Here is a 23504-nt window from a genome sequence, read left to right on the forward strand (position 1 = left end):
CCCGCTGATAAAAGAGTCTGTCAGGACCTAAGGACATATATGAAAATCAATCAGCTAAAATAGGGAGGGAACTAAATGAAAATTTATACACGAACAGGCGATAAGGGGAAAACAAGTGTAATCGGGGGACGAATCGATAAGGATGACATCCGTGTTGAATCCTACGGGACAGTGGACGAGGTGAACAGTTATGTCGGACAAGCTGTAACAGAACTCGATCCGTCTGTATTTGGAGATGTACTGGAGGATCTGGAAAAAATCCAGCATGAGCTTTTTGACTGCGGAGGTGACCTCGCCACTGTCTCTGACAAGGCACCAAAAAAGCTGGCACCTGAAAGTATTGACTACCTTGAGGAACGAATTGATAAATTTATTGAAGAAGCTCCAGAACTGGAGAAATTCATCCTGCCGGGCGGATCAAAGCCAGCGGCATCAATCCATATTGCCAGGACTGTAACCAGGAGGGCAGAACGGCTTGTAGTTTCATTAATTAAAACAGATAGCAGTGTTTCAGAGCTGCCGTTACAGTATTTAAACCGTCTATCTGATTACTTCTTTGCCCTGGCCCGTGTCATTAACTTCAGGCTTGGCGTGAAGGATGTGGAGTATATTCGCAGCGCAAATGTATTCAGGGGCGGAAAAAGAATGGAACGGAGCGATGAGAAAAAGGAGTGAGAGAATTGGGGATCACCAAGACCAATGCCATGCGGATTCTAGAGTCTAAAAGTCTGGAATACAGTTTGGAAACCTATGATACTGTGGATGGAAAGATTGACGGGATATCTGTTGCGGAAAAAACAGGGCAGGAGCCTGGAACGGTATTTAAAACACTGGTTGCCCGCAGCGGAAGCAGACATTTCTATGTCTTTGTTGTTCCTGTCGAGGATGAGCTGGACTTAAAAAAGGCGGCACAGGCTGCAGGAGCCAAAAAGGTAGAAATGCTTCCTGTCAAAGAGCTGCAAAAAGTAACAGGCTACATCAGAGGCGGCTGCTCTCCTGTGGGAATGAAGAAGCTTTTTCCAACCTTCATTGACTGCCGTGCTGAAGCATTGGAAAAGATGGCAGTAAGCGGGGGCAGAATCGGTGTCCAAATTATCATTAGTCCTGCAGATTTAAAAAAGGCTGTAGAAGCCCAATTTAAACAGCTGACTAAAAATATTAATACGGATACCCTGTAAAAATTTCATAAGTGAGCAAACCGTTCAGAGGAAGGGTATTTTTTAGATTAGGGTGAAGGTGAGACCCTGCAGGCATTGCTGATCACCGCCTGCCCAGCGGAAAGCGTGCATCCTGGAACGGAAATCGCCCTTGGTCCAAAGCACCAAAATTTACGAAAACAGCCTTGAAAAAGAAAATTCACTGCATAATCATGCCTGAAATTTCGTTTAGGTATTCACCCAGGCGGGGATAGCGGCATACCTTAGTCAATGTAGAGAAACACGGAACAAAAGGGAGTGTTTGATCTTGACAGGTAAAATTAAAAACTATTACGCCGGGGGAAATACAGCAAGAGGCTTTTATAGTTTATATGATTCCAATCTTAAGGGACTTGAAAAATTATTTATCTTAAAAGGCGGGCCGGGGACGGGTAAATCTACATTAATGAAAAAAACAGGTGAGGATTGGGTTAAAAAAGGCTTTGATATTGAATACCTTCACTGTTCTTCAGATAATGAATCAATTGATGGAGTCATTATCCCTGCCTTTAAAATCGGGATTGTGGATGGCACAGCACCGCATGTCATTGAACCGGCAGCACCAGGGGCCGTTGAGGAGTATGTGAACTTGGGTGTTGCCTGGGATTCAGCTCTTCTGGCTTCACAAAAAGAAGAGATTGTAAGACTGACAAAACAAATCGGTTCATCCTTTAAATCGGCTTACGGTAAATTTGCCGAGGCGCTGTCCATACATGATGAATGGGAAGAAATCTATATAGAAAGCACAGACTTTGGAAAGCTTAATGTGCTGGCGGCTAAGTGGAAGGAATCCTTCTTTGGGGACATTTTCATTAACAAGACTGCTGACGTAAGGCATCGGTTCCTGGGTGCCGCGACTCCTAAAGGAGCCCGGGACTTTATTCCGAATTTAACGGAAGACCTGCCGAAGCGGTACTTTCTTAAAGGGCGCCCGGGATCAGGAAAATCAACCCTGCTTAAAAAGCTGGCATCAGCCGCCGAGCAGAGAGGTTTTGACGTTGAGGTGTACCACTGCGGATTTGATCCTGAAAGCCTGGACATGGTCATTGTAAGGGAAATTGGCATCGCTATTTTTGACAGTACAGCACCACATGAATATTTCCCCAGCAGAGAGGGAGACGAAATTATAGATTTATATAAAGCGGCTGTCAATCCGGGTACAGACGAGATATATGCAGGAGCAATCAGCGACATCTCTGCAAGGTACAAGGGTAAGATGAATGAAGCAAATGCATTTTTGGCAAGAGCAAAGTCTCTTCATGATAAGCTTGAGGAAATATACGTAAAAGCAATGAATTTCAAAAAAATAGAGGAAATCCAGAACAGCATTGGAGCTGAAATCGAATCGCTTGCTGGGGAGCTTTCAAAAAGTTAGCAAATTAGAAAAAGGAAAAAGACAGGATTGTCTTCTTCCTTTTCTTGCTTCTATAGCCGTAATGCCTAGCCAAACTTTAAGGCACTTGGTTTTTATGGCAATCTGCTGCCTCTGGAAGATACATAAAGGGAATACCATTCTTCGCGGGTCATCTGTTTTGACATCTCGATGGCATCCATGCAATTTCTGATTCGTTCAGTGTTTGTAGTGCCGATAACAGGCTGTATCATTGCAGGGTGGCGCATAAGCCAGCCCAAAACGATTGCTTCACGGGACGTTCCCTTCTCAGCCGCCATCTTCTGCACTAGCTCCTTAGTTTTGAAATCAGCTTCAGACAGCTTTTCAGAATCGTTTCCTGAGTAGATTCCTTTTGCCAAAGGAGACCATGCCTGAATTTGGATATCATGAAGCATGCTGTGCTCTAACAGACCTTCACCAAAGTGAGTTCCAGTTCCTGCCGCCTGGTTGACATGAACCCCCTGATCTACCCAGTCAAGCTTTTTCAGATTTAATTCTAATTGATTAACGATAAGCTTTTCTTCCGTGAAAGCCTGAAGAAGCTGAATTTGGCCTTTATTCATATTGGAGACACCAAAATTGCGGACTTTTCCTGAAGACTTCAGCTGTAAAAAGGCTTCAGCCACTGCTTCAGGCTCCATGAGTGGATCAGGACGGTGAAGGAGCATAATATCCAGGTATTCGATGGAAAGACGTTGTAAGATTTTATCCACAGAGTTCAGGATATGCTCTTTTGAAAAATCATATCTGCCAGGACCTATTTCATCCTCAAAGCGAATTCCGCACTTGCTCTGGATGACCATCTGATCTCTTAAACCAGGACGGGAATTCAGCACTCTGCCAAAGACTTCCTCTGCTTTTCCCATTGTATAAATATCGGCATGGTCAAACATTGTAATTCCTAAAGAAAGGGCCTCATCGATGGCTTGCTCTGCTTTTGTAACATCTTCATCAGATATCGGGCTGCTGTCCCAGCTGCCCCCAAATCCCATGCAGCCCAGTACTAAACGGCTTGCTGTAACCTCTCGTTTCTCTAAAGGCATCACGCGCATAAAAATAACCCCTTTCGTTATATCATTTAGTTGTTATGTAATCGTCTTCATCTTCAGAACTACTAAAGCATACAACTTTTCATGGCAAAAAAAAAGAAATCCCTCTCGACGAACAGCAATACAAATACATTTTGTTTATATTTAATTTGTTATGTGAGGCGGTCCTATTGTCAAGTCAGGTTGATTGGAGCGTAAGGTGCGAGACTCCTGCGGGATGAGCAGAACAGCCGAGGAGGCTCACCGGCTGCCTCGCGGAAAGCGAGCATCCTGAAGCGGAAATCAACCACCTTGTTTAATAGCAACAAAGTTTACGAAAACAGCCTTTTTAAAAGAGCATGTGCTGCTGCATAAAGAACAAGCAAAAACCCGGCAAAGCCGGGCTCAGGAGGAATCGCTCCCTGTGATAGATATTCTGCTTTATTTAATCCAGCGCTTTGCGCCAGCGTATGCTTTTGACCAGTATTTGGTGTTAAGCTTCTCCATTGTCACGCCTTTGCTTGTTACGGCATAAAACGTGTTTTTGCCTGTGTAAATTCCGGCAAATGTAGGTGTTTTTCCATTGAAACTGAAGAATACGACATCACCTGGCATTAAATCCTTCATGGACTTCACAGTCATACCTTGTTTATATTGCTTGGCTATTGTTCTTTCCACTTTCATTTTTGAGGGATTTGCATGGGTGTAAACATAGGAAATATACCCTGAAGCATCGAACCCCTTCAGAGATTGACCGCCATATTTATATGGCTTTCCTTTAAGAGAAGCAGCATACATGGCTACATTTTTCCGGATGGCATCCGCATCCATCTTTTTGACGATTTGCATAGCAGGCTCTTTAGTCTCTGCATGCGCTGCGGCGGCAGGCTGTGCAGAAGCTGCACCAAATAATGCTGAAAAGGCCAGTGCTCCTGAAGCGGCCATCATTGATAAAGATTTCTTTGACGTCATAGTATCTCCTCGCAATCTCTTGGATTTTTAATCACTTTTTATGTACCCGTTTGCGTTAAAAGAAAACGCAGCAGTTCCCGCAGGACAAAAAACTCTGCGATGAGGAGACAATATGTTATAGTGTGTAAAAAAAGCATATTAGTGGAAGTATGTTAATAAAAGCTGTTTCTGAAAGATAACAATAGGGAACTTATTACAGTGCAAAAGAAAAAATGCGGGGTGTATTCATTGATTCAAACGATAGCAATTGATATGGACGGAACATTATTAAATAAGCAGCAAAAAGTAAGTGCGGAAAATAAAAGAGCTATAGAGCGTGCACAGAAAGAGGGAGTGGAAATCGTTATTGTGACAGGGCGTTCTTTTCAGGAAGCCCGGTTTGCTTTGGACGAGGCAAATATCGTGTGCCCGGTTATCTGTGTAAATGGTGCCGCCGTTTTTTCTGAAAGCGGCGTACCTTCCTATTCAAGCACACTCGATGTCAAGGACGTCATATTTGCTGCCAAAACCCTTGATGAGAAGAAAATTTACTTTGAAATTTACACGGATAAAGGGGTATACTCCAGGAACTACGAGAAATCAGTCAATGCATTAATTGATATTTTTATTACGGCCAATCCAGAACTTGACCGGCAAACAGCCACAGATCGTGCCAAGGAGCGCTTGACGCTGGGACATGTCATTTCGGTTGAAAATTATGAAATATTATATAATAACCCTGAACTTCAGTATTTAAAGCTTCTTGCATTCTCCAATGATGATAACAAAATGAATGCAACAGCTGAATTTTTGACTGAAGAAAACCGTTTTGCAGTCAGCTCTTCCGGATTTGACAACCTGGAAATCACAAATAAGCAAGCCCAAAAAGGAATTACTCTCGGGAAATACCTGGAGAGCAAGGGGAAATCCCTGGAACAGGCAATGGCAATCGGAGATAATTATAATGATATCTCCATGTTTAAGGCCGCCGGAATTTCTGTTGCAATGGGGAATGCACCGCATGAAATTCAGCAGCTGGCTGACTTTGTCACAAAACGCAATGATGAAGATGGTGTAGCACATGCTATCTTAAGTGTGCTTGAAGGCCGGGAAATCTAACAGCCGGAAGCTTCCTGGTTCTTGGCATTTGCGGGCTTTGATTGATTCATATTTTTTAATGATTTTTATGTATAAAAAAGACAAAAAGGGGCTATCCTTAAAGCATGATGAATTTTTCATAGTAATCCCCCTTTTTAGAGCCTGCTGCATGCAGGCTATTTTTTTAGGCAGTTTCATAAACTTTGGGTGACATTCGCTCCAGGGCTCGCTTTCCATAAGGCAGTATTGACTTTATTTGGCTTTACCTGCAGGTTCTCAGCTTACCGCAGGAGTACCGCGCCTTTCGCTCCCATCAGCCCCCTTTAATGGTGAGATTGCCTCACAGAACCCATCAAAAAACAACACTCTTTAATGAATAGCCTTATTTCGAAAATTGCCAGATTCCATTTTTATGGATAATCTCACACGATTTGCTAACAATTAGAGCCAAGTACGCATGGATTAGAGCGAATTCCAGCTTCATTCGAGCCAATTCGCACTTCATTCGAGCGAGTTGCCTGATCACGGTTAAAATAAGTCGCAGAGCGGGGGAAAGCGAAACGTTAAATTATAAGGTAACACAGTGAACAATTAGAAAAAAACCTTCAAAGCCTGGATGTTCAGGGCCTTGAAGGTTTTTCTCAATTATTTTTTGGGCCACTGATAGGTCCAAAGGCGTTCATTGCGGATCCAGGAAAGAAGCTGCGGATCATTGTTCTTCATTTTGTCTGCCCATGTGGCAAGCATGGATTCAGTCTGGGAGCGGTGAGCTTTCATGGCTGCCAGCTTTTTATCCTGGACTGCAGTGACATCATGGTTGATATCCGCCTCACCGAGTTCATCTGTACAATTATTTGAAAATGCTGCGCAATACAGCTTTGGCCGGCTTGCTTCATCAATGCGTTCTACAGCACGGACCACTGCTCTGCCTGTAGCTTCATGATCCGGATGGACACTGTATCCAGGGTAGAATGTGATGATTAGAGAAGGATCCAATTCGCTGATTATAGCGGAAATTTTTCCTGTCAGCTCCTCATCATCCTCGAATTCAACTGTTTTATCACGAAGTCCCATCATGCGCAAATCCTTGATGCCTATTGCATCTGCAGCATCCTGCAATTCCTTTTTGCGGATTTTAGGAAGCGATTCTCTTGTTGCAAATGGCGGATTGCCCAGGTTACGGCCCATTTCGCCCAATGTCAGGCAGACATAGGTTACAGGGGTGCCCATTTCTGCGTAAGAAGCAAGTGTTCCGGAAACTCCAAATGCCTCATCATCAGGATGAGGAAATACAACTAGTACCTGACGTTCTTTTTCCAATGTATGTGCTCCTTTCTGATACTTATCCCGCGTTAACGGCAAGTTAGGTCTCTGCCTGTTATTCAAAAGGGAAGGGACTGATTTCGAGCGCTACTGCAAGCTTGCCTGTGAAATCAAGCCCGGCAAGCAGCAATCTTCCCTGATTATCAATTTCATAATGGGTCAGGCCTTCAGCATAGATCCAGCCTATCTCAAGCTTCAAACCAACCCTGTAGGGATCGGTTCCTGCTATTTTTCCATGTTCATATTGAACGAATGCATTGCGTATATAAGCTCCTGCTGAGAAAAAAGATTCATCATTATGAGTGGCATATGCACCGTTCGTTGTTTCAAGATGCAAATACACATCTTGTTGGGCAAACGAATCTATAGCCTGCTGCACTCCTGTGCGATCGATTGGTTTCATTGCAACTCCTCCTTCAATAGCCCGGCAATCTGAATATCTATAGCTAATGTATAGTATCTTTCTATCTTACTAAAAACAAAAGCAAAAAGCGAAAGGATGAGATTGAGTTTTCCAGAAAAGCTTTCACAGTGCAAAAAAAGAGCCTTGTCCCAAAAGGAACAAGCACTCTTTGCGAATCTTATTTTTCAGCTTCCGGACGGCCTGCACCATAGCTGCGGTATGCACCGTGCATAACAGGGCCGACATACTGGTTTAGCTTCCATGAATGGCGGATTGCTTCTGAGACGAATTCCTTGGCAGTATAAATGGCTTCCTTCACAGATTTTCCTTTTGCAAGCTCCGCTGTTATTGCAGCAGAATATGTGCATCCGGCTCCATGCGTATAAGCAGTTTCAATCTTTTCTGACTCAAGGATTTCAAACTCTTTTCCATCATAAAGCAAGTCGATTGCTTTTTCATGTTCAAGCTTGCTTCCGCCTTTGATCAATACATATTGAGCACCAAGTTCATGAATTTTTTCAGCGGCTTTTTTCATATCATCAACAGTTTTAATAGGTCCAGTTTGTGATAATTGCCAAGCTTCAAAAAGGTTCGGTGTTACAACAGTCGCACGCGGAACCAATACTTCGCGAAGCGCCACGGCTGTTTCCGGATTCAGGACCTCATCTGTTCCCTTGCACACCATAACTGGATCGATGACAACATTCTTTAATTGGTTTACATCAATTGTACGGGCGGCGAGCTCAATGGTTTCCACTGTTCCGAGCATCCCGGTTTTCATGGAATCAATGCCGGTTGAAAGAATTGTATCTAATTGAGCCTTTAGTGCATCTATATCTTGGGTAAATACTTTATGGTTCCAATTATCCTTGGGATCCATAGTTGCAATAACTGTTAAAGCGGTCATTCCATAAACGCCAAGCTCCTGGAATGTTTTTAAATCTGCCTGGATTCCTGCTCCGCCGCTGGCATCTGAGCCCGCGATGGAAAGTGCCTTTTTCATTGTCATTATACGTGCCTCCCCAAAAAGATCTGCGGTATTTCTTTTGAAATATCTTATGATTAGTATACCATATTCGGCTAAAACTACATGAAATGAGATTTCCATGGGCGGCTATAACTTCAAGTGCATGAATAAGGAAAATGGAGTAATCTTGTACAATAGCCGATAATTTAGTCCGGCAGGTACCATGCGAAGGGGAATGATTTATGAAGGACACAGAAAAGAGAAAAAGTGAAACGACAGCTATTCTTCTGGCCGGCGGGAAGTCGAGCAGGATGGGTGTAAATAAGGCTCTCTTAAGTATGTCACATGGAGTTAATATTGCTGCCATTGCCGGGGAATTAGAGAAAGAAGCGGGTGGGGCGCTGCTGATTACGAATACCCCGGAATCTTACAAATTCCTTGGATTGCCGATGATTGCAGACCGCTATAAAGATTCTGGACCTTTAGGGGGAATTCACGCCGGGCTGTGTGCTTCAAAGACTGACATCAACCTTATTGCTGCTTGCGATATGCCATTTATTAAGGCTGAAGCTGCCCGTGAGATAGTTATGCATATAGGGGAATATGACGCAGCAGTTCCTGAGATTCATGGCCAGATGCATCCTCTATTTGCCGTGTATAGAAAATCTTGTCTGCCTGTATTGCAGGCATGTCTGGATGAGGGGCAGCTGAGAGTGCGCCAATTCTTAAATGGAGTGCGCGTAAAAGTGCTAAAGGAAACAGATTTTAAACTATTCCATCAGCAGCCTGAATTTTTCCCCCACATCTTCTACAATATGAATGACCGTGAGGAGTATGAAAAGGCAAAAAAGATGGAACGGGAATACCGGCATTTCCTCAATTAATAGCTGGATGTAATGCTGTATGTTCTATAAGTGAATGGTTTAGAAGCATACAGCTTTGTAAACAGGGTTCAATAGCATATAATTTATATGATACATCTTGGTAAGCAATTTTTTATAAAAAGGATGAAATTCATGAACTATGAAATATCAGGGACTCCTATTCAAATACAAGACGTGATTGATAAAGTATCGGATAGAAATGCAGGAGCAATCACCACTTTTATCGGAACTGTCAGGGAAATGACCAAGGGAAAGAAAACCTTGCATTTAATATATGAAGCATACGAAGCGATGGCTGTGAAAAAGCTAGAGCAGATTGGGCTTGAAATCAAGGAACGCTGGCCAGATGCGAAAACGGCGATTACTCATCGTACCGGCAGGCTTGAAATAACAGATGTGGCAGTGGTCATTGCTGTAAGTACGCCGCACCGGAATGATGCCTATGAAGCCAACCGCTATGCAATAGAAAGAATTAAGGAAATTGTTCCTATCTGGAAAAAGGAACATTGGGAAGATGGAGAAAAATGGATCGGAAATCAAAAAGAGACCATCAGTTATCCATCCGGAAAACCTGAAGGAGTGGATTTGAATGATTAAGGTTTTGTTTTTTGCTCATTTAAAGGATGCGGCTGGAAAAGATGAAATTTCTATTGAGGGAAGCGGCATGACAGTTTCCGTCCTTAAGGACAGAATCGCTTCGGAGTTTGGCGTTGACACGCTTGATTCTGCCATGACAGCCATCAATGAGGAATTTGCCGATGAGGATACGGTTCTTCAAGAGGGAGACACCGTTGCTTTTATTCCGCCGGTCAGCGGGGGGTAATGCAGGATGAATGAGCGCTATTCCAGACAAACTCTATTCGCCCCTGTCGGTGAAAATGGGCAAGAAAAAATCAGGGAAAAGCATGTATTGCTGATTGGTGCAGGTGCTCTCGGGTCTGCCAATGCGGAAATTCTGACAAGGGCTGGCATCGGCAAGCTGACTATTGTGGACCGTGATTATGTGGAAGAAAGCAACCTGCAGCGCCAGCAGCTGTACACGGAGGAAGATGTGAAAGAAAAGCTGCCTAAAGCTGAGGCGGCCAAAAAGCACTTGCAGATCATAAACAGCGAAGTCGATATAAGGGCCGTTATTATGGATGCGACAGCCGTGAGTCTCGAGGGAATGCTGGAAGGTGTATCACTGATCATGGATGCGACAGATAACTTTGAAACAAGGATGGTTATCAACGATCTTTCCCAGAAACATCGGATACCCTGGATATATGGAGCTTGTGTCGGAAGTGTGGGGATGAGTTTCACCATAATCCCGGGTGTGACTCCTTGCCTGAATTGTCTGCTAAGATCGATGCCCATACAGGGAATGACCTGTGATACCGGGGGCATTATTTCTCCAGCGGTCATGATGACGGTTGCCCATCAGTCTGCCGAGGCTTTTAAGATTCTAGTAGAGGACTGGGGAGCTGTTTCTCCAGGCTTTTCTACCTTTGATGTTTGGAGAAATCAATATCAGACTATAAAAATGGGCAAGGCAAGGAAAAAGGATTGCCTTTCCTGCGGCGAAAATGCAGTTTATCCTTTTTTACAGCTTGAAAATGCCACAAAGTCCACAGTTCTTTGCGGCCGGGATACGGTTCAGATAAGGCCGCCCCGTCCACTTGCTATCAAGCTTGATAAGCTTGCTTGTGATTTGGCGGGAAGCGGGTATCAAGTGAAATCAAATCCATTTTTAGTTTCCCTGGAGCATGAGGGAGAAAGGATGGTTGTGTTTGGAGATGGACGGGCATTGATTCATGGCACAAAAGATCTTGCGCACGCCAAAGCCTTCTATCAGCGGATTTTGGGCTGAAAATTAAAGAAGTATAAAAAAATCCAGCACCTTATGGCCCCAAGAGGCTAAGGTGCTGGATTTCTTTATGGAAAAGGGCTGCAGACTGCAGCCCCTTTTGTGTTTCATTTATTGGATCAATCAGCATCCTTGCTTGCTACTAGCACAACCTTGCCTTTATCCAATTCTTTTTCATATTGGGCAGCTTCTGTTTCTGTCAGGCCAAGATTGCCCATTCTGTTGCGAAGCTCATCGCCGCGTGATTTGAATAGATTTCCCACCGAATCCAGAAGGCCTTGTTCTTTAACGCCTACTGATTCTGTGTCAGTATTTTCCGTTAAGTGCTCTGAACGGTCTTTATCATGTGCAAATAGATAAATATCTTCATTTGTAAATCCTGAAGTTGTCAGCTCGTCTATCTTTTCTTTTGCCTGAACGCCGTTTTCTAATACATGTACTTGATACATAATGAAATTCCTCCTTAAGATTTATCCGATTTGATATTTTTAAATGATATGGTGAATAGCTATGTTTTATATGTAGCCGTTTAGATAGAATCTAAAACATCTATTTTCTGCCATCATTAAAATCCCGCCAGCAGAACCATAGTCTGCGGCAAGCTAAAGTTCCTTTATTATCGTATAATGTTAGAAGACAACTTACGGAGAAAGGAGACAGGGGAAATGACTGCAAAAATTCTTCATAATGACTGGGAGCCTTTGCTGGCAAGTGAATTTAAGAAGCCCTATTATTTGGAACTGAGAGAGTTCCTAAAGAATGAATATGCACAAAGGACGATATTTCCTGAGCAAAATGATATTTTTAATGCCTTGCATAACACGTCCTTTGAGGATGTGAAGGCTGTCATACTTGGACAAGATCCTTATCATGGCCCGCATCAGGCTCATGGGCTAAGCTTTTCAGTTAAACCGGAAGTACGGATTCCTCCTTCTTTGAAAAATATTTTCAAAGAGCTGAGAGACGACCTCGGCTGCAGCATTCCGAATCATGGCTATTTAATACAATGGGCGAAGCAGGGAGTACTTCTCCTGAATACGGTATTAACTGTCCGGGAGGGTGAAGCGCATTCCCACAAGGGGAAAGGGTGGGAAACGTTCACAAATAAGGTGATTGAAATTCTGAGCAGCAGACAAAAGCCAATTGTATTTGTGTTATGGGGCAAGCCGGCTCAAAGTAAAATACCTTTAATTGACACCAGCAGACATAAAATCATTACATCAGTTCATCCAAGTCCGCTTTCAGCCAGCAGAGGTTTTTTTGGCAGCCGGCCATTCTCTGCCGTAAATGCTTACCTTAATGAAGCAGGAGAAAAGGAAATTGACTGGCAAATCCATGATTTAGACAAATAGTAAAAATCGACAATGTTCCACATGAAACATTTTGAATCATAATTCCAATCAAGTTTTGAATGGAAAAGCCATTTTTGTTATGCTAAAAAAGGAAAATGATCTGGCATCTGAATGAGGTGGGAAGAATGGATATTTCATCAGGAAGAGTATTGGCTAAAATGGAAGATATGATTACTAAGGCAAAGTTTGCTGAATCACAGGATAAGCTGATTGGCTATGCAATAGCCATACAGGCATTGTGCGAAGTTCTGATTGATGACAAAGAGCATACAGACAAGAGGCCTGAAGTCACTGCCCGTTCAGATCAGCAGCTAAGTCTTTATACTGGCACCCAGGTTACGCAACCACCTTCACCTGTCTCTATGCCGCAAACAAAGCCTGTAAAAATGGAAGATGCGAATGGTGATTCACTATTTGACTTTTAAGAGCGAAGGAGAAAAAGCATGAAAATATTCTTGATTTTAGGAGCTATTAACGCATTTGTTGCAGTAGCTTTAGGAGCCTTTGGAGCGCATGGCCTTGAAGGGAAAATACCGGATAAATACCTGGAAGTCTGGAAAACAGGTGTTACATACGAAATGTTTCACGCCCTCGGTCTTCTGGCCCTCGGTATAATTGCAGGAAAAATCTCAAGCCCGCTAATCAACTGGTCAGGGTGGCTGATGTTTGCCGGCATCATCTTATTCTCCGGCAGCCTGTACGTATTAAGTGTCACTCAAATTAAACCGCTCGGAGCCATTACGCCCCTCGGCGGAGTATCGTTCCTTGCGGCCTGGGTCCTGCTGATTACAGCTGTATCTAAGCATTTATAAAAAAAGGAAGGCAAAAGCTAATGAAAATGCTTTGCCTTCCTTTTTTTATTTTACGCACCTTGCCGGTCATGGCTAAACAAGGCGCTTCCGCTTTTTATCGGATCCAGTGCAGTGCCTAGCCTTTCGAGGTCATAAGTCACTCAAGAATTGAAGGTAAAGGGCACCTTCTATTCTGACGCGCCTTATGCTGGTCAAGGCTGAACAAGGCGCTTCCGCTTTTTATCGAATCCAGCTGCAGCGCCTAGCTCGCTGTGCAAAAGATGTTTTGTCCTCAGAAGGCAAAGAGCGCCTTCCAAGGCCAAAACCCTATTTGCTTCACGAGCTGAACAAGGCGCTTCCGCTTTTTATCGAGGAGGGTAGGAGGCGAGGTTTGCTCCTCCGCCGTATGGATATTCATATTCGATTTCTTCTTCAAATGTAACATAATCCAGATAAACCATTGGGATCAGGTAGCGTACTCCTGTTTGCGGATCACTGAGAATAAGGTGATCACGTCCTGCTGCTTCAATGATGCCTTTGAAAATTTTGGCGTTCCATTCTTTGTTGTTTTCAAACGTGGTATATACGGTTGCCAGCTTCCCTTTGTTGAGCCGGAGAATATTTTCAATGTAAGACTCCTCGACAGGAAGCATGCCAGGAACCTGGGGTCCTCCGGATCCCTGTGATCCCCCGGCACTCACGGGAGGCATTTGGGGCTGCTGCGATGGATACGAAATTGGCTGCTGATAGCCCTGCTGCTGGCCTATGTTCTGAGATGGGTTTACATTTCCATATGGAGTGTAGGGTGTTCTGTAATTCTCATAGGGATTATTATAATTTCCTTGATTCATTTCATTCCCTCCAAGTATCGCAAAATATGAACGTGCCGCGAAAAAGCTTTTCGGCTATGTTGAAAAAATCCACCTCACATGATGCTGAAGAAGATGTATGAACGAAATTTATTAAGCCGGTGAAATGAATTCATCACTATTTGAATTGTATGGGCTTAGCTGAATATTTATTCCAAAAAGGGAGGAAGCCAGTATGTACGTGGAAACAACTTGAAGAGAGCAAAAGGAAAAGCCCCCGGGAAACCGGAAGCTTTATGTTTTAAACGTATAAAAAAGCAGGGATGTTTTCTTCAGGAAGCAGATTACCGACGAAGAATGAACCGAATTCGCCATAGCGTGCGCTTACTTCATCAAAACGCATTTCATACACAAGCTTTTTGAATTGAAGCACATCATCAGCGAATAAGGTAACACCCCATTCATAATCATCAAAGCCCACAGAGCCGGAAATGATTTGTTTAACAAGGCCGGCATACTTTCTGCCGATCATGCCATGAGAGCGCATCAGGCTGCGGCGTTCGTCCATCGGAAGCATGTACCAGTTGTCATTTCCGTCACGGCGCTTGTCCATCGGATAAAAGCACACATGCTTGGACTTAGGCAGAATTGGATATAAACGGGCACGTACACCAGGATTCTGGTAGGGATCTTCTCCGCCAGGAAGATAGTTGCTCAATTCAACTACTGAAACATATGAAGAAGCTGGAATTGTAAACTCAGCCAATTTGGATTTGTTGAATTCCATTTCAATCTGATTTAATTCTTCCATCGTCGGGCGTGCAAACATTAACATAAAATCAGCTTTTTGTCCTACTATGGAATATAGGGCGTGGCTGCCTTCGTTATTGCTTTGTACGGTATTCCATTTATCAAGCAATCCCTGAAATTCGGAAATTGCCAGTTGACGCTCGTCGCCGGAAATCTGTTTCCATGATGTCCAGTCAATCAGGCGGAAATCATGAAGGCAATACCAGCCATCAAGTGTTTGTGCTGCTTCACTCATACAATCACTCCTAATCATTCAAAACGTATATCCTTACTATACCATAGTTTGATTTAAAGAATATTTATAAGAACACCAATCCGTAAGGAACAGAGACTATGTTCAAAAAAAGTTCATATTTACAGCATTTCCAAGGGGAGCTGCTTTAAACGGGCCTTTTATTCGTTGGCTGTTTTCGTAAACTTTGTTGCTATGGAACAAGGGGGTGATTTCCGCTCCAGGATGCTCGCTTTCCGCGGGCGGTGGTGAGCCTCCTCGGCTGCGCCTGCGGGGTCTCACCTGTTCCGCTAATCCCGCAGGAGTCTCCGCACCTTCCGCTCCAATCAACCTGCTATAACAATGGAATTGCCTCGAGAACTATTTAAGTAACAACAATCTTTAAGAAAAGAGCCTATTCATATTCGTTTTATTTCATCATGGAAGATTGCTGCAGGATAAAGTTGATGGATTACGTTAAAAATTTCAACCATGTTTGAGGGATGTTTAAAATCAGAAAAACTCTCATTCTTGTGTTTTGGGTTCAAAGGAATTCATATAAAAGGATTAAGATGCTGTTAAAAAGGAAATTATCAATTTAGGGAACCTGCCATATTTCACTATTCTGGTCAGGTAAACAAATTTGTTCAAATGGATACTATTAACTGCAATAAAGTATTTGAAGAAGGATTGTTTGCGGCCGGTTAAGGCAAGGTAAAGCCAAATTCTTCTTTTTGCTTCTGAATATAGCTGTTATACTTTTTTGAAAATAGAGGAGATGTGTATATGAGAGATTTATTTGACGTTTTAAAAGAAAAAATCACCGGCAACAATTTAAGGATTGTTTTTCCGGAAAGCATGGATGAAAGAGTGCTCAGGGCAGCAGGAAGGCTTGCGGAGGAAAAACTGCTTACTCCTATTTTAATCGGTCCAATCGAAGGGGTAATGGACAAAGCAAAGGAACTGGGAATTTCAGTGGAGGCCTGTGAAATTTATGATCCCTCCAACTATATAATGGCGGACGAGCTGGTAGCTGCCTTTGTGGAATGCCGCAATGGCAAGGCAACCGCAGAATCTGCCCGTTCAATCCTATTAGATGAAAATTACTTTGGCACGATGCTGGTTCATACAAACAAAGCAGACGGGCTGGTAAGCGGGGCCGCGCACTCTACTGCTGATACAGTAAGGCCGGCACTTCAGATTATCAAGACCAAGCCGGAAGTGAATAAAACCTCTGGTGTGTTTATAATGGTCCGTGATGATGAACGTTATGTGTTTGCAGATTGTGCCATCAATATTTCTCCGGACAGCCATGATCTTGCTGAAATTGCCATAGAAAGTGCTAAAACTGCCCGCATGTTCGATATTGAGCCGCGTGTAGCAATGCTTAGCTTTTCGACGAAGGGGTCAGCCGTATCGCCGGAAACCGAAAAGGTGTCACATGCTGTTAGGGAAGCACAGGCTAAGGACCCAAGCTTGATTCTTGATGGAGAATTCCAGTTTGACGCAGCGTTTGTACCTTCCGTTGCACAGAAAAAAGCACCGGATTCCCTTATTCAGGGAGATGCAAATGTATTTGTTTTCCCAAGTCTGGAAGCGGGAAATATCGGATACAAAATTGCTCAGCGTTTTGGGAATTTTGAAGCGGTAGGACCAATTCTGCAGGGGCTGAACCGTCCTGTAAATGATCTGTCAAGAGGCTGCAGCGAAGAAGATGTCTATAAGCTGGCTCTGATTACCGCTGCACAGGCTTTGCATCATTAAAAGAAGAAAGCAGGCTGCAGGTTAACGGGCAGCCTGCTTTCTTCTTTTTTCATTGTGGTCTTCTCCTGCTCATCTCGAAGCGGCGGATTGCCCATGCTATAATAAAAAGCGTTCTATAGATCAATATTTAAATTACATCGCTAAAGGAAGAATACTTATGAATGATACAAGTTCATTGCTCAAACAGCCGCAATGGCGGATTATTGATCAATCATCGCTGGGGGAGGGTTTTCACGCCCTGCAGTCCTTTGCCATGGATGATACACTTTGTGCTTCTGTTGGCGGGGGGAATTCCTCTGCAGCCGCTAGAGCATGGGTTCACCATCGGACCATAGTACTTGGGATTCAGGATACTAAGCTCCCTTTTCTGCAAAATGGCCTGAAAACACTTGGAGAACAAGGATATCAGGTGATTGTCAGAAATTCCGGCGGACTGGCAGTGGTCCTTGATGAAGGGGTATTGAATATATCTTTAATATTCCCTGAGACGGAACGGAAGATAGAAATCAACAGGGGCTATGATGCGATGTTTGAGCTGGTCAAATGCATGTTTTCCGATTTTGGCGCAAATATTGAAGCCAGGGAAATTACAGGTTCCTATTGTCCGGGAAGCTATGATTTAAGCATTGGCGGGAAAAAATTCGCAGGTATTTCACAGCGGCGCATCCGCAATGGTGTGGCTGTGCAGATTTATTTGTGCGTAAATGGCAGCGGATCAGACAGGGCTTCCCTCATTAAAGGCTTCTACAAAGCTGCTAAAGAAAATGAGGAAACGAGGTTTTCCTATCCTGAAATTAAGCCTTCAGTCATGGCATCATTAACAGAGCTGCTTTCTGTACCTTTGACCATTGGCGATGTCATGCTGAGGTTTCTGAGATCTTTAAAGGAAATGGGGGGCCCGGTAGAATCCTCTCAATTATCAGGAGAAGAATGGCCGCTATATGAAGCATATTTGACAAGAGTGACGGAAAGAAACGAAAAAGTCTTTCAGTCACTTTGATGTCCGGAAAAAATCTGTTTTTGATCCCGACCTGGGTTCAAAAACAGATTTTTTTATATTTATAGCTAAGGATATTAATGTTTCAGTTGAAATAACGGTTAATTGGTGAAGTATAACGAAAATAACCCATTTTCAATAGGATCTTGAGGTGAACGGCATCAGTTCACAAGGGGGAAATTACCATTTATTTGGATAATGATTCTAAATCAGCGGGGATTAGAGCCAAATCCTCTCTGATTAGAGCGAAATACGCTATGATTAGAGCCAAATCCCGACCCATTCGAGCCGATGCGTGATTTTTGGAATTTTACTGCCTCAAATCGTCCCGCTGCCCATAAGAAAAAGGCTATGTTAAAGCTTACGCTAACAGAGCCCTTGTATATCATATACCTTGTCCATTATTCTGCCAGTTTTTCAAGATTTCCATTTCGGTCCATTTTGAACTTAGTGGCAGGACGATCATCTTCCTCCAGTAAAACTAACTTTCTGGCCCGGTTCATGATTTTCATTAAAGTTTCATAATCTTCCTGGATAAGTCCTGTATTTTGCTCTAGACTTGATACCTTCTTTGCCAGTTCCTGATTTCTTGCTTTAAGCTCCTGAATTTCCAGGTGAAGCCGTTCGTTTTCGGATTTCAGGACCTCTGCCTGAAGCACTGCACCGTTCATGGATTGAAGATAAGAAATAACAAGATCAAGTGACAGCGGGCTGCCTGCAGCTGCATAAGGGCGGCTTTGAGCAGCGGCTTTCGGTTCAGGCCCAGGTTCTGGATAAACCAGCTCTTCAGCCTGATAATTGATAGTTTCGGATTCTTCCTGTTCGTCTATATCCGGCTGCACAGTGACGATATCCTGGATGGTCGGTGCAGGAGGGGTATACAGGAGGCGTTTCTTTCCCCCCTGATCTTTACCTAAAATGCGCTGGCGCTGCTTTCGCTGTTTTTTTGCCAATTGAAGCGCTTTGTCGTAGGTATGGCGGACAACGGCATTCCAGCGGAATCCGCAGGCTGCCGAGGTTCTGTTCAGTTTATCTCCGACTTCTTCAAATGCATTCAATTGAGTGCTGCCTTCACGGACATGTCTCAGAACTGTTTCTGCCAACAATAAATCATCTTCTTCGGTCCAAGCATCTTGACGGACTTTCATACTGCCAACTCCCTTTCCTCTAGCATCCAAAAACAAAATTGGTAACATACTAAATTCGTTTTTGCGTTTGCCTGTAATGTATTTGCTTATCTACATGTTTGACACCTATTGGACTTTTTATACAGAAAACTAAAAGGATAATAGTTTTTATTTCAGAAGACTTTTCAGCCGCAAATGTTTGGGCAGCATTGTTTTCAAACAGTGCAGGCAGGGTAGAATGTTAGAGAAAAAAATTCTTATGGGCGAAAAATGTCTATTTTTGCTGCAGCCATCTGGTTTTCACCTGTTTTTGATTGAAAAGGAGAAAGGTTTGGGCATATTTTTTTTGTATGAAACGAGCTATAATAACAGCATGATAGAATAAAAAACCATGTGCAGCTTGAAAAGCCGTGAGCTATACAAAGAGAACAAAACAACATACATTTCAGTTCACCTATATAAATTTTGAATCTATAAAAAAGAGGGTCGTCCATGGCATATTCCCGCGAAAAATTAAGCGAAGAAAAAGTGTTTAAGGATCCGGTCCACCGTTATATTCACGTGCGTGACAGGGTCATTTGGGATTTGATAGGAACAAGGGAGTTTCAGCGTCTCCGCCGGGTCAAGCAGCTGGGAACGACTTACTTGACCTTTCATGGAGCTGAGCACAGCAGGCTGAGTCATTCGCTGGGCGTGTATGAAATCGTCCGCAGAATCATTGATGATGTTTTTGAAGGAAGGCCGGAATGGAATGGAGACGAGCGGCTGCTTTCCCTGTGTGCGGCACTTCTGCATGATTTGGGGCACGGCCCGTTTTCCCATTCTTTCGAAAAGGTTTTCGACACAGATCATGAACATTTCACACGTGAAATCGTTTTGGGCGATACTGAAGTAAATCAGGTCCTGCAAAGGGTTTCGAAGGATTTTCCGAAAAAAGTTGCAGAGGTTATTGCCAAGACTTACGGAAGCAAACTAGTAGTCAGCCTGATTTCTAGTCAAATAGATGCCGACCGCATGGATTATCTGCAGCGTGATGCATATTTCACAGGGGTAAGCTATGGCCAGTTTGATATGGAGCGGATTTTGCGCGTCATGAGGCCGCGCGAGGACGGCGCTGTCATCAAACAAAGCGGCATGCATGCGGTGGAGGATTATATCATGAGCCGCTATCAGATGTATTGGCAGATTTACTTTCATCCTGTTACCCGAAGTGCAGAAGTCATTCTTACGAAGATCCTGCATAGAGCAAAGCACTTATTCGAGGCAGGCTATTCCTTTAGGCAAGACCCGGTGCACTTCTACTCTCTTTTCAAAGGAAACGTCACGCTTGAGGATTATTTAAAGCTGGATGAAGCTGTAATGCTGTATTATTTTCAGATGTGGGAGGAGGAAGAGGATCCGGTGCTGAGCGATTTGTGCGACCGTTTTATGAATCGCAGGCTTTTCAAGTACACGGAGTTCCATCCATCAAATGATCAAATGAATAAGTTAATGGAACTAAACAGGTTGTTCAAGAAGGCAGGAATCGATCCGGATTATTATCTGGAGGTCGATTCTTCCTCTGATTTGCCCTATGATTTCTACAGGCCGGGCGAGGAGGAAGAGCGACTGCCCATACACCTGCTGAAGAATAACGGTGAAGTCCGAGAATTATCGCGTGAATCGGAGATAGTCGATTCCATTTCGGGGAAAAGGCGTACAGACCACAAGCTGTATTTCCCCGCAGATTTGCTGAGGGACGAGTCATCGAAAAAGAATATAAAAAGGCAGATCCGGGAGCTGCTGGAACTGCCGGAATGAGAATGATGCTTTGCTTTGGGAACATTTTGGGTGAGGAGTGATGAGCCTTGTTTAAGGATCATGCCAAGATTATGCATGCTGTTTTTGCTGCGGGAGAAATTTCTGGAAGGAAAAAGCTGCAGAAAATTATATATATAGCAAAAAAACTGTCCTTTCCTTTTCATGAAAAATTCCATTTTCATTTTTACGGGCCCTATTCAGAAGAACTGACTCTCAGAATTGAAGAGCTGTGCAATATGGGTTACCTGAATGAAGTAAAAGAAAAAAAGGCAGGATATTATCAATATTGTTATTCAATTACAGATTCGGGCAAAGAATTTATGAAAATGCACGATATGGAGATTCCATCCATGGAGGTCTGCCTGGTGGATATGAATGACCAAAGTGCCCGTTTTTTGGAACTGGTGTCGACCGTATTGTACTTTGAGGAGCTGGAGAGGGAAGAAGTAGCTGAAAAGATCTTTACCCTGAAAAGCAAACAGAAGTATACCCTTGAAGAAGTTGACGAGGCCTATCTTTATATAGAACAATTAAAAGGAAAAGCTAAGCCGCAATAGGGCTTAGCTTTTCTTTTTGATATCTGCATCTGCTGAGGCCCTCAAGATGGGGGTTACAAAGACGCTGCCGCAGGACGCGGCGTTCTTAGTCTTTGATCCTATTAACAGGCGCTTGCGCTTTATGGGTAGTCCAGCTCCAGCGCCTAGCCCCTCGAGGTCATAAGTCACATAAGAATTGAAGGCAAAGAGCGCCTTCTATTCTTACGCGCCTTATGCTTGTCGGGGGCCCCCAGGACGGGGGTCACGAAGACGTTGCCGCAGGACGCGGCGTTCTTAGTCTTTGATCCTATGAACAGGCGCTTGCGCTTTTTGGGTAGTCCAGCTCCAGCGCCTAGCTTGCTGCGCAAAAGATGTTTCGGCCCCGGAAGGCAAAAAGCGCCTTCCATGGCCGAAACCCTATTTGCTTCGCAAGCTGACCAAGGCGCTTGCGCTTTTTAAATTACTGGTCGCTTAGGCGGACTCCGCCGGTTGCGTAGTGGTTTTTGGACATTTCTTCGATGAAGACAGTCACTTTTTCTTTGGATGCTCCGGTTGTTTCGATAACGGCTTCTGTTACTTTTTCAACCAATGCTTTTTTCTGTTCCTCCGTGCGTCCTTCAAGCATCTTGACAGTTACAAATGGCATGTACAAAGCCCTCCTTTCATATTCTATGATTGTAGTGTTTCATACTCATATATGAATTGCAAGAAAAGTTAGATAGAATCTAGGCGGTCCATTCTTATACGGCTTATTTTGTGCTGGACGGGGCAGCAAATACGCAGCCGCGCATGGTGTTGTGTGATAAGTCTTTGTTGCTATCAATTAAGGGGCTTGAGCTTTTTACTTTCTGCATGATTTTCATGTATACTATTGTTTAGTAAAAGATGGAGGAGAAGCTGATTGGATTTTTTAAATCAATATTTAGCATTTAGTCTTGATCAAATTCCATATGTTGTTTTGACTTTGCTGATTGCATTTACATTTCATGAATTTTCGCATGCTTATGTAGCGTTTAAATTTGGTGACCCTACGGCTAAGAATCAGGGGAGGGTGACGCTCAATCCTGTTTCGCATCTTGATCCCTTTGGGACTCTGCTGCTTCTGGTTGCCGGATTCGGCTGGGCGCGTCCGGTGCCCGTTAACCATTTTAATTTTAAAAGGCCAAGGCTTGCAGGCATTCTGGTGTCCTTTGCTGGCCCTTTAAGCAATCTGCTTCTTGCTGTTTTTGCCCTGCTTATCTGGTATATTCTTGTGGCTTCAGGGGCGGATGCTGACATGCCGTTTTATGTTACTTCATTTTTCAATACATTTTATCAGCTGAATATTGTGCTGTTTGTCTTTAATATGCTGCCGCTGCCTCCGCTTGACGGATATCGCATCCTGCAGGACCTTGCACCAAGGGATATACGGGCAAAGATGACGCAATATGAAGGATACGGCTCATTGATTTTTCTGATCCTGATTTTGATTCCGCAGCTGAACAGCTACACCATTCAGCCGATTTTCAATGCGGTGCTGCCGTTTTTTATGGATGGATTAAATAATTTCTTCGCATCTTTATTTTTATAGCTTCTGATATAAGGAGGAATAGTCGTGGAAGAACAGCCAAAAAAGAAACTGGGTTTTAATATTATTAAAAATGATCCGACAGAAGGCCATGGCGGATATGGAGCCGGTGTACTGACACTGGATAATATTGCTCCAGTCATCATTGATATTGAAGCAGGAGAGGCTGCTGTAGATATTGGCGCCATGCACGCAAGAAGTACAGTGGAGCGCGGAATTAAATTTTTGAAAACAAAAGAAGAAGTGCCAAACGCCAAACCATACTGGCTTGTATGGGTAACCATTGAACTAACTCAGGCAGGCCCTATGTATGCAGGTGTGACGGCATGCGAGATGACAGTAGACCGTGAAATCCGGAGGGGATACAAATCGCTTCCAGAGCACGTGAACCGCATGGATAAATCTCTTAAAAGAAAGATCATTGTCGATCACATGGATGATCGTTCGAAGGAAATCCTGGCGACATTCTTGATGAATCATGATGCAGGTATGTGGGAACGGTCATCAGAGGAATTAAAACAGGGACTAACCGTACAATAAATCACTTTGTGTCATTTTTGTGAAATTTCGAAAAATGGCTGCTGGTATCTTGTGAAATGAAAGGAATATCAGTAAACTGATAGAAAGCGTTTAAAGCGCTATATAGCTAGG

Annotated in this window: 27 protein-coding genes; 17 read left to right on the forward strand and 10 right to left on the reverse strand. The window is 43.5% G+C overall.

The window, feature by feature from the left end; translation table 11 throughout:
• Positions 1 to 75 precede the first annotated feature (75 nt).
• The 3 genes from BIV59_RS08370 to BIV59_RS08380 all read left to right on the forward strand — a co-directional run bounded on the left by BIV59_RS08370 (position 76) and on the right by BIV59_RS08380 (position 2571).
• The gene (locus BIV59_RS08370; RefSeq protein WP_071351018.1) at positions 76 to 675 is read left to right on the forward strand and encodes a cob(I)yrinic acid a,c-diamide adenosyltransferase; all 600 of its coding nucleotides are present in this window, start codon (positions 76 to 78) and stop codon (positions 673 to 675) included.
• A 29-nt stretch (positions 676 to 704) separates the two neighbouring features.
• Positions 705 to 1178, forward strand: coding sequence for a Cys-tRNA(Pro) deacylase (gene ybaK, locus BIV59_RS08375; protein WP_071351114.1), 474 nt, complete (start codon positions 705 to 707; stop codon positions 1176 to 1178).
• Between the two features lie 286 nt (positions 1179 to 1464).
• Positions 1465 to 2571, forward strand: a complete 1107-nt coding sequence (locus BIV59_RS08380) for a PRK06851 family protein (RefSeq protein WP_071351019.1) — start codon at positions 1465 to 1467, stop codon at positions 2569 to 2571.
• Positions 2572 to 2663: 92 nt separating this feature from the next.
• Here BIV59_RS08380 and BIV59_RS08385 read toward each other — a convergent pair whose 3' ends face one another.
• Both BIV59_RS08385 and BIV59_RS08390 read right to left on the reverse strand, forming a co-directional pair.
• Complete coding sequence (locus tag BIV59_RS08385; RefSeq protein WP_071351020.1) at positions 2664 to 3641, reverse strand: aldo/keto reductase; 978 nt, start codon at positions 3639 to 3641, stop codon at positions 2664 to 2666.
• Between the two features lie 417 nt (positions 3642 to 4058).
• The gene (locus BIV59_RS08390; protein ID WP_071351021.1) at positions 4059 to 4589 is read right to left on the reverse strand and encodes a C40 family peptidase; all 531 of its coding nucleotides are present in this window, start codon (positions 4587 to 4589) and stop codon (positions 4059 to 4061) included.
• 228 nt (positions 4590 to 4817) lie between these two features.
• Here BIV59_RS08390 and BIV59_RS08395 point away from each other — a divergent pair, with 228 nt between their 5' ends.
• Positions 4818 to 5687 carry a Cof-type HAD-IIB family hydrolase gene (locus BIV59_RS08395; RefSeq protein WP_071351115.1) on the forward strand — a complete coding sequence of 290 codons (870 nt, stop codon included), beginning with the start codon at positions 4818 to 4820 and terminating at the stop codon, positions 5685 to 5687.
• A gap of 624 nt (positions 5688 to 6311) precedes the next feature.
• Here BIV59_RS08395 and bshB2 read toward each other — a convergent pair.
• The 3 genes from bshB2 to pdxK form a co-directional block, all read right to left on the reverse strand.
• On the reverse strand, positions 6312 to 6986 hold the full coding sequence (bshB2, locus tag BIV59_RS08405; RefSeq protein ID WP_071351023.1) for a bacillithiol biosynthesis deacetylase BshB2: 675 nt from the start codon (positions 6984 to 6986) through the stop codon (positions 6312 to 6314).
• A 58-nt stretch (positions 6987 to 7044) separates the two neighbouring features.
• The gene (locus tag BIV59_RS08410) at positions 7045 to 7392 is read right to left on the reverse strand and encodes a YojF family protein (RefSeq protein ID WP_071351024.1); all 348 of its coding nucleotides are present in this window, start codon (positions 7390 to 7392) and stop codon (positions 7045 to 7047) included.
• 178 nt (positions 7393 to 7570) lie between these two features.
• A complete protein-coding gene (gene pdxK / locus BIV59_RS08415) occupies positions 7571 to 8401 on the reverse strand; it encodes a pyridoxine/pyridoxal/pyridoxamine kinase (protein ID WP_071351025.1) in 831 nt (276 codons plus the stop codon).
• Between the two features lie 200 nt (positions 8402 to 8601).
• Here pdxK and mobA point away from each other — a divergent pair, with 200 nt between their 5' ends.
• From mobA to BIV59_RS08435, 4 genes are all read left to right on the forward strand, one after another.
• A complete protein-coding gene (gene mobA / locus BIV59_RS08420; RefSeq protein WP_071351026.1) occupies positions 8602 to 9243 on the forward strand; it encodes a molybdenum cofactor guanylyltransferase in 642 nt (213 codons plus the stop codon).
• 132 nt (positions 9244 to 9375) lie between these two features.
• Positions 9376 to 9840, forward strand: a complete 465-nt coding sequence (locus BIV59_RS08425; RefSeq protein ID WP_071351027.1) for a molybdenum cofactor biosynthesis protein MoaE — start codon at positions 9376 to 9378, stop codon at positions 9838 to 9840.
• On the forward strand, positions 9833 to 10066 hold the full coding sequence (moaD, locus tag BIV59_RS08430; protein ID WP_071351028.1) for a molybdopterin converting factor subunit 1: 234 nt from the start codon (positions 9833 to 9835) through the stop codon (positions 10064 to 10066). Before BIV59_RS08425 ends, moaD begins: the two co-directional genes overlap by 8 nt.
• A 6-nt stretch (positions 10067 to 10072) precedes the next feature.
• Positions 10073 to 11092: a MoeB/ThiF family adenylyltransferase gene (locus tag BIV59_RS08435; RefSeq protein WP_071351029.1), complete on the forward strand. Its 1020-nt coding sequence runs from the start codon at positions 10073 to 10075 to the stop codon at positions 11090 to 11092.
• Between the two features lie 116 nt (positions 11093 to 11208).
• Here BIV59_RS08435 and BIV59_RS08440 read toward each other — a convergent pair whose 3' ends face one another.
• Positions 11209 to 11538, reverse strand: a complete 330-nt coding sequence (locus tag BIV59_RS08440) for a YflT domain-containing protein (RefSeq protein WP_071351030.1) — start codon at positions 11536 to 11538, stop codon at positions 11209 to 11211.
• A gap of 216 nt (positions 11539 to 11754) precedes the next feature.
• Here BIV59_RS08440 and BIV59_RS08445 point away from each other — a divergent pair, with 216 nt between their 5' ends.
• The 3 genes from BIV59_RS08445 to BIV59_RS08455 all read left to right on the forward strand — a co-directional run bounded on the left by BIV59_RS08445 (position 11755) and on the right by BIV59_RS08455 (position 13253).
• Positions 11755 to 12441: a uracil-DNA glycosylase gene (locus BIV59_RS08445; RefSeq protein ID WP_071351031.1), complete on the forward strand. Its 687-nt coding sequence runs from the start codon at positions 11755 to 11757 to the stop codon at positions 12439 to 12441.
• A gap of 125 nt (positions 12442 to 12566) precedes the next feature.
• Complete coding sequence (locus BIV59_RS08450) at positions 12567 to 12866, forward strand: YwdI family protein (protein WP_071351032.1); 300 nt, start codon at positions 12567 to 12569, stop codon at positions 12864 to 12866.
• A gap of 18 nt (positions 12867 to 12884) precedes the next feature.
• Positions 12885 to 13253 (forward strand): DUF423 domain-containing protein, encoded by a 369-nt coding sequence (locus BIV59_RS08455; RefSeq protein WP_071351033.1) that lies wholly within the window; start codon positions 12885 to 12887, stop codon positions 13251 to 13253.
• A gap of 344 nt (positions 13254 to 13597) precedes the next feature.
• Here the strand turns inward: BIV59_RS08455 and gerQ are convergent, their stop codons facing one another.
• The gene (gene gerQ / locus BIV59_RS08460) at positions 13598 to 14083 is read right to left on the reverse strand and encodes a spore coat protein GerQ (protein WP_071351034.1); all 486 of its coding nucleotides are present in this window, start codon (positions 14081 to 14083) and stop codon (positions 13598 to 13600) included.
• Positions 14084 to 14342: 259 nt separating this feature from the next.
• A complete protein-coding gene (hemQ, locus tag BIV59_RS08465; protein WP_481747419.1) occupies positions 14343 to 15104 on the reverse strand; it encodes a hydrogen peroxide-dependent heme synthase in 762 nt (253 codons plus the stop codon).
• 744 nt (positions 15105 to 15848) lie between these two features.
• Between hemQ and pta the strand changes: the two genes are divergently transcribed.
• Together pta and lipL are read left to right on the forward strand one after the other, a co-directional pair.
• Complete coding sequence (gene pta, locus BIV59_RS08475; RefSeq protein WP_071351037.1) at positions 15849 to 16826, forward strand: phosphate acetyltransferase; 978 nt, start codon at positions 15849 to 15851, stop codon at positions 16824 to 16826.
• A 157-nt stretch (positions 16827 to 16983) separates the two neighbouring features.
• Positions 16984 to 17826 carry an octanoyl-[GcvH]:protein N-octanoyltransferase gene (lipL, locus tag BIV59_RS08480; protein ID WP_071351038.1) on the forward strand — a complete coding sequence of 281 codons (843 nt, stop codon included), beginning with the start codon at positions 16984 to 16986 and terminating at the stop codon, positions 17824 to 17826.
• A 398-nt stretch (positions 17827 to 18224) separates the two neighbouring features.
• On the opposite strand, the gene BIV59_RS08485 is transcribed toward lipL, so the two are convergent.
• Entirely contained in the window at positions 18225 to 18971 is a 747-nt protein-coding gene (locus tag BIV59_RS08485) for an RsfA family transcriptional regulator (protein ID WP_071351039.1), read from the reverse strand.
• 471 nt (positions 18972 to 19442) lie between these two features.
• On the opposite strand from BIV59_RS08485, the gene BIV59_RS08490 reads away from it, so the two are divergent.
• Both BIV59_RS08490 and BIV59_RS08495 read left to right on the forward strand, forming a co-directional pair.
• Positions 19443 to 20750, forward strand: a complete 1308-nt coding sequence (locus tag BIV59_RS08490; RefSeq protein WP_071351040.1) for an HD domain-containing protein — start codon at positions 19443 to 19445, stop codon at positions 20748 to 20750.
• 47 nt (positions 20751 to 20797) lie between these two features.
• The gene (locus BIV59_RS08495) at positions 20798 to 21307 is read left to right on the forward strand and encodes a YwgA family protein (protein WP_071351041.1); all 510 of its coding nucleotides are present in this window, start codon (positions 20798 to 20800) and stop codon (positions 21305 to 21307) included.
• A gap of 439 nt (positions 21308 to 21746) precedes the next feature.
• On the opposite strand, the gene BIV59_RS08505 is transcribed toward BIV59_RS08495, so the two are convergent.
• Positions 21747 to 21932 carry a 2-hydroxymuconate tautomerase gene (locus tag BIV59_RS08505; protein ID WP_071351043.1) on the reverse strand — a complete coding sequence of 62 codons (186 nt, stop codon included), beginning with the start codon at positions 21930 to 21932 and terminating at the stop codon, positions 21747 to 21749.
• A 255-nt stretch (positions 21933 to 22187) separates the two neighbouring features.
• Here BIV59_RS08505 and BIV59_RS08510 point away from each other — a divergent pair, with 255 nt between their 5' ends.
• Positions 22188 to 22856, forward strand: a complete 669-nt coding sequence (locus BIV59_RS08510) for a site-2 protease family protein (protein WP_071351044.1) — start codon at positions 22188 to 22190, stop codon at positions 22854 to 22856.
• A 24-nt stretch (positions 22857 to 22880) separates the two neighbouring features.
• Positions 22881 to 23393, forward strand: coding sequence for a YwhD family protein (locus tag BIV59_RS08515; protein ID WP_071351045.1), 513 nt, complete (start codon positions 22881 to 22883; stop codon positions 23391 to 23393).
• Positions 23394 to 23504 lie beyond the last annotated feature (111 nt).

This window comes from Bacillus sp. MUM 13 (genome assembly GCF_001866725.1).
In the GTDB taxonomy this organism is placed as follows: domain Bacteria; phylum Bacillota; class Bacilli; order Bacillales; family DSM-1321; genus Peribacillus.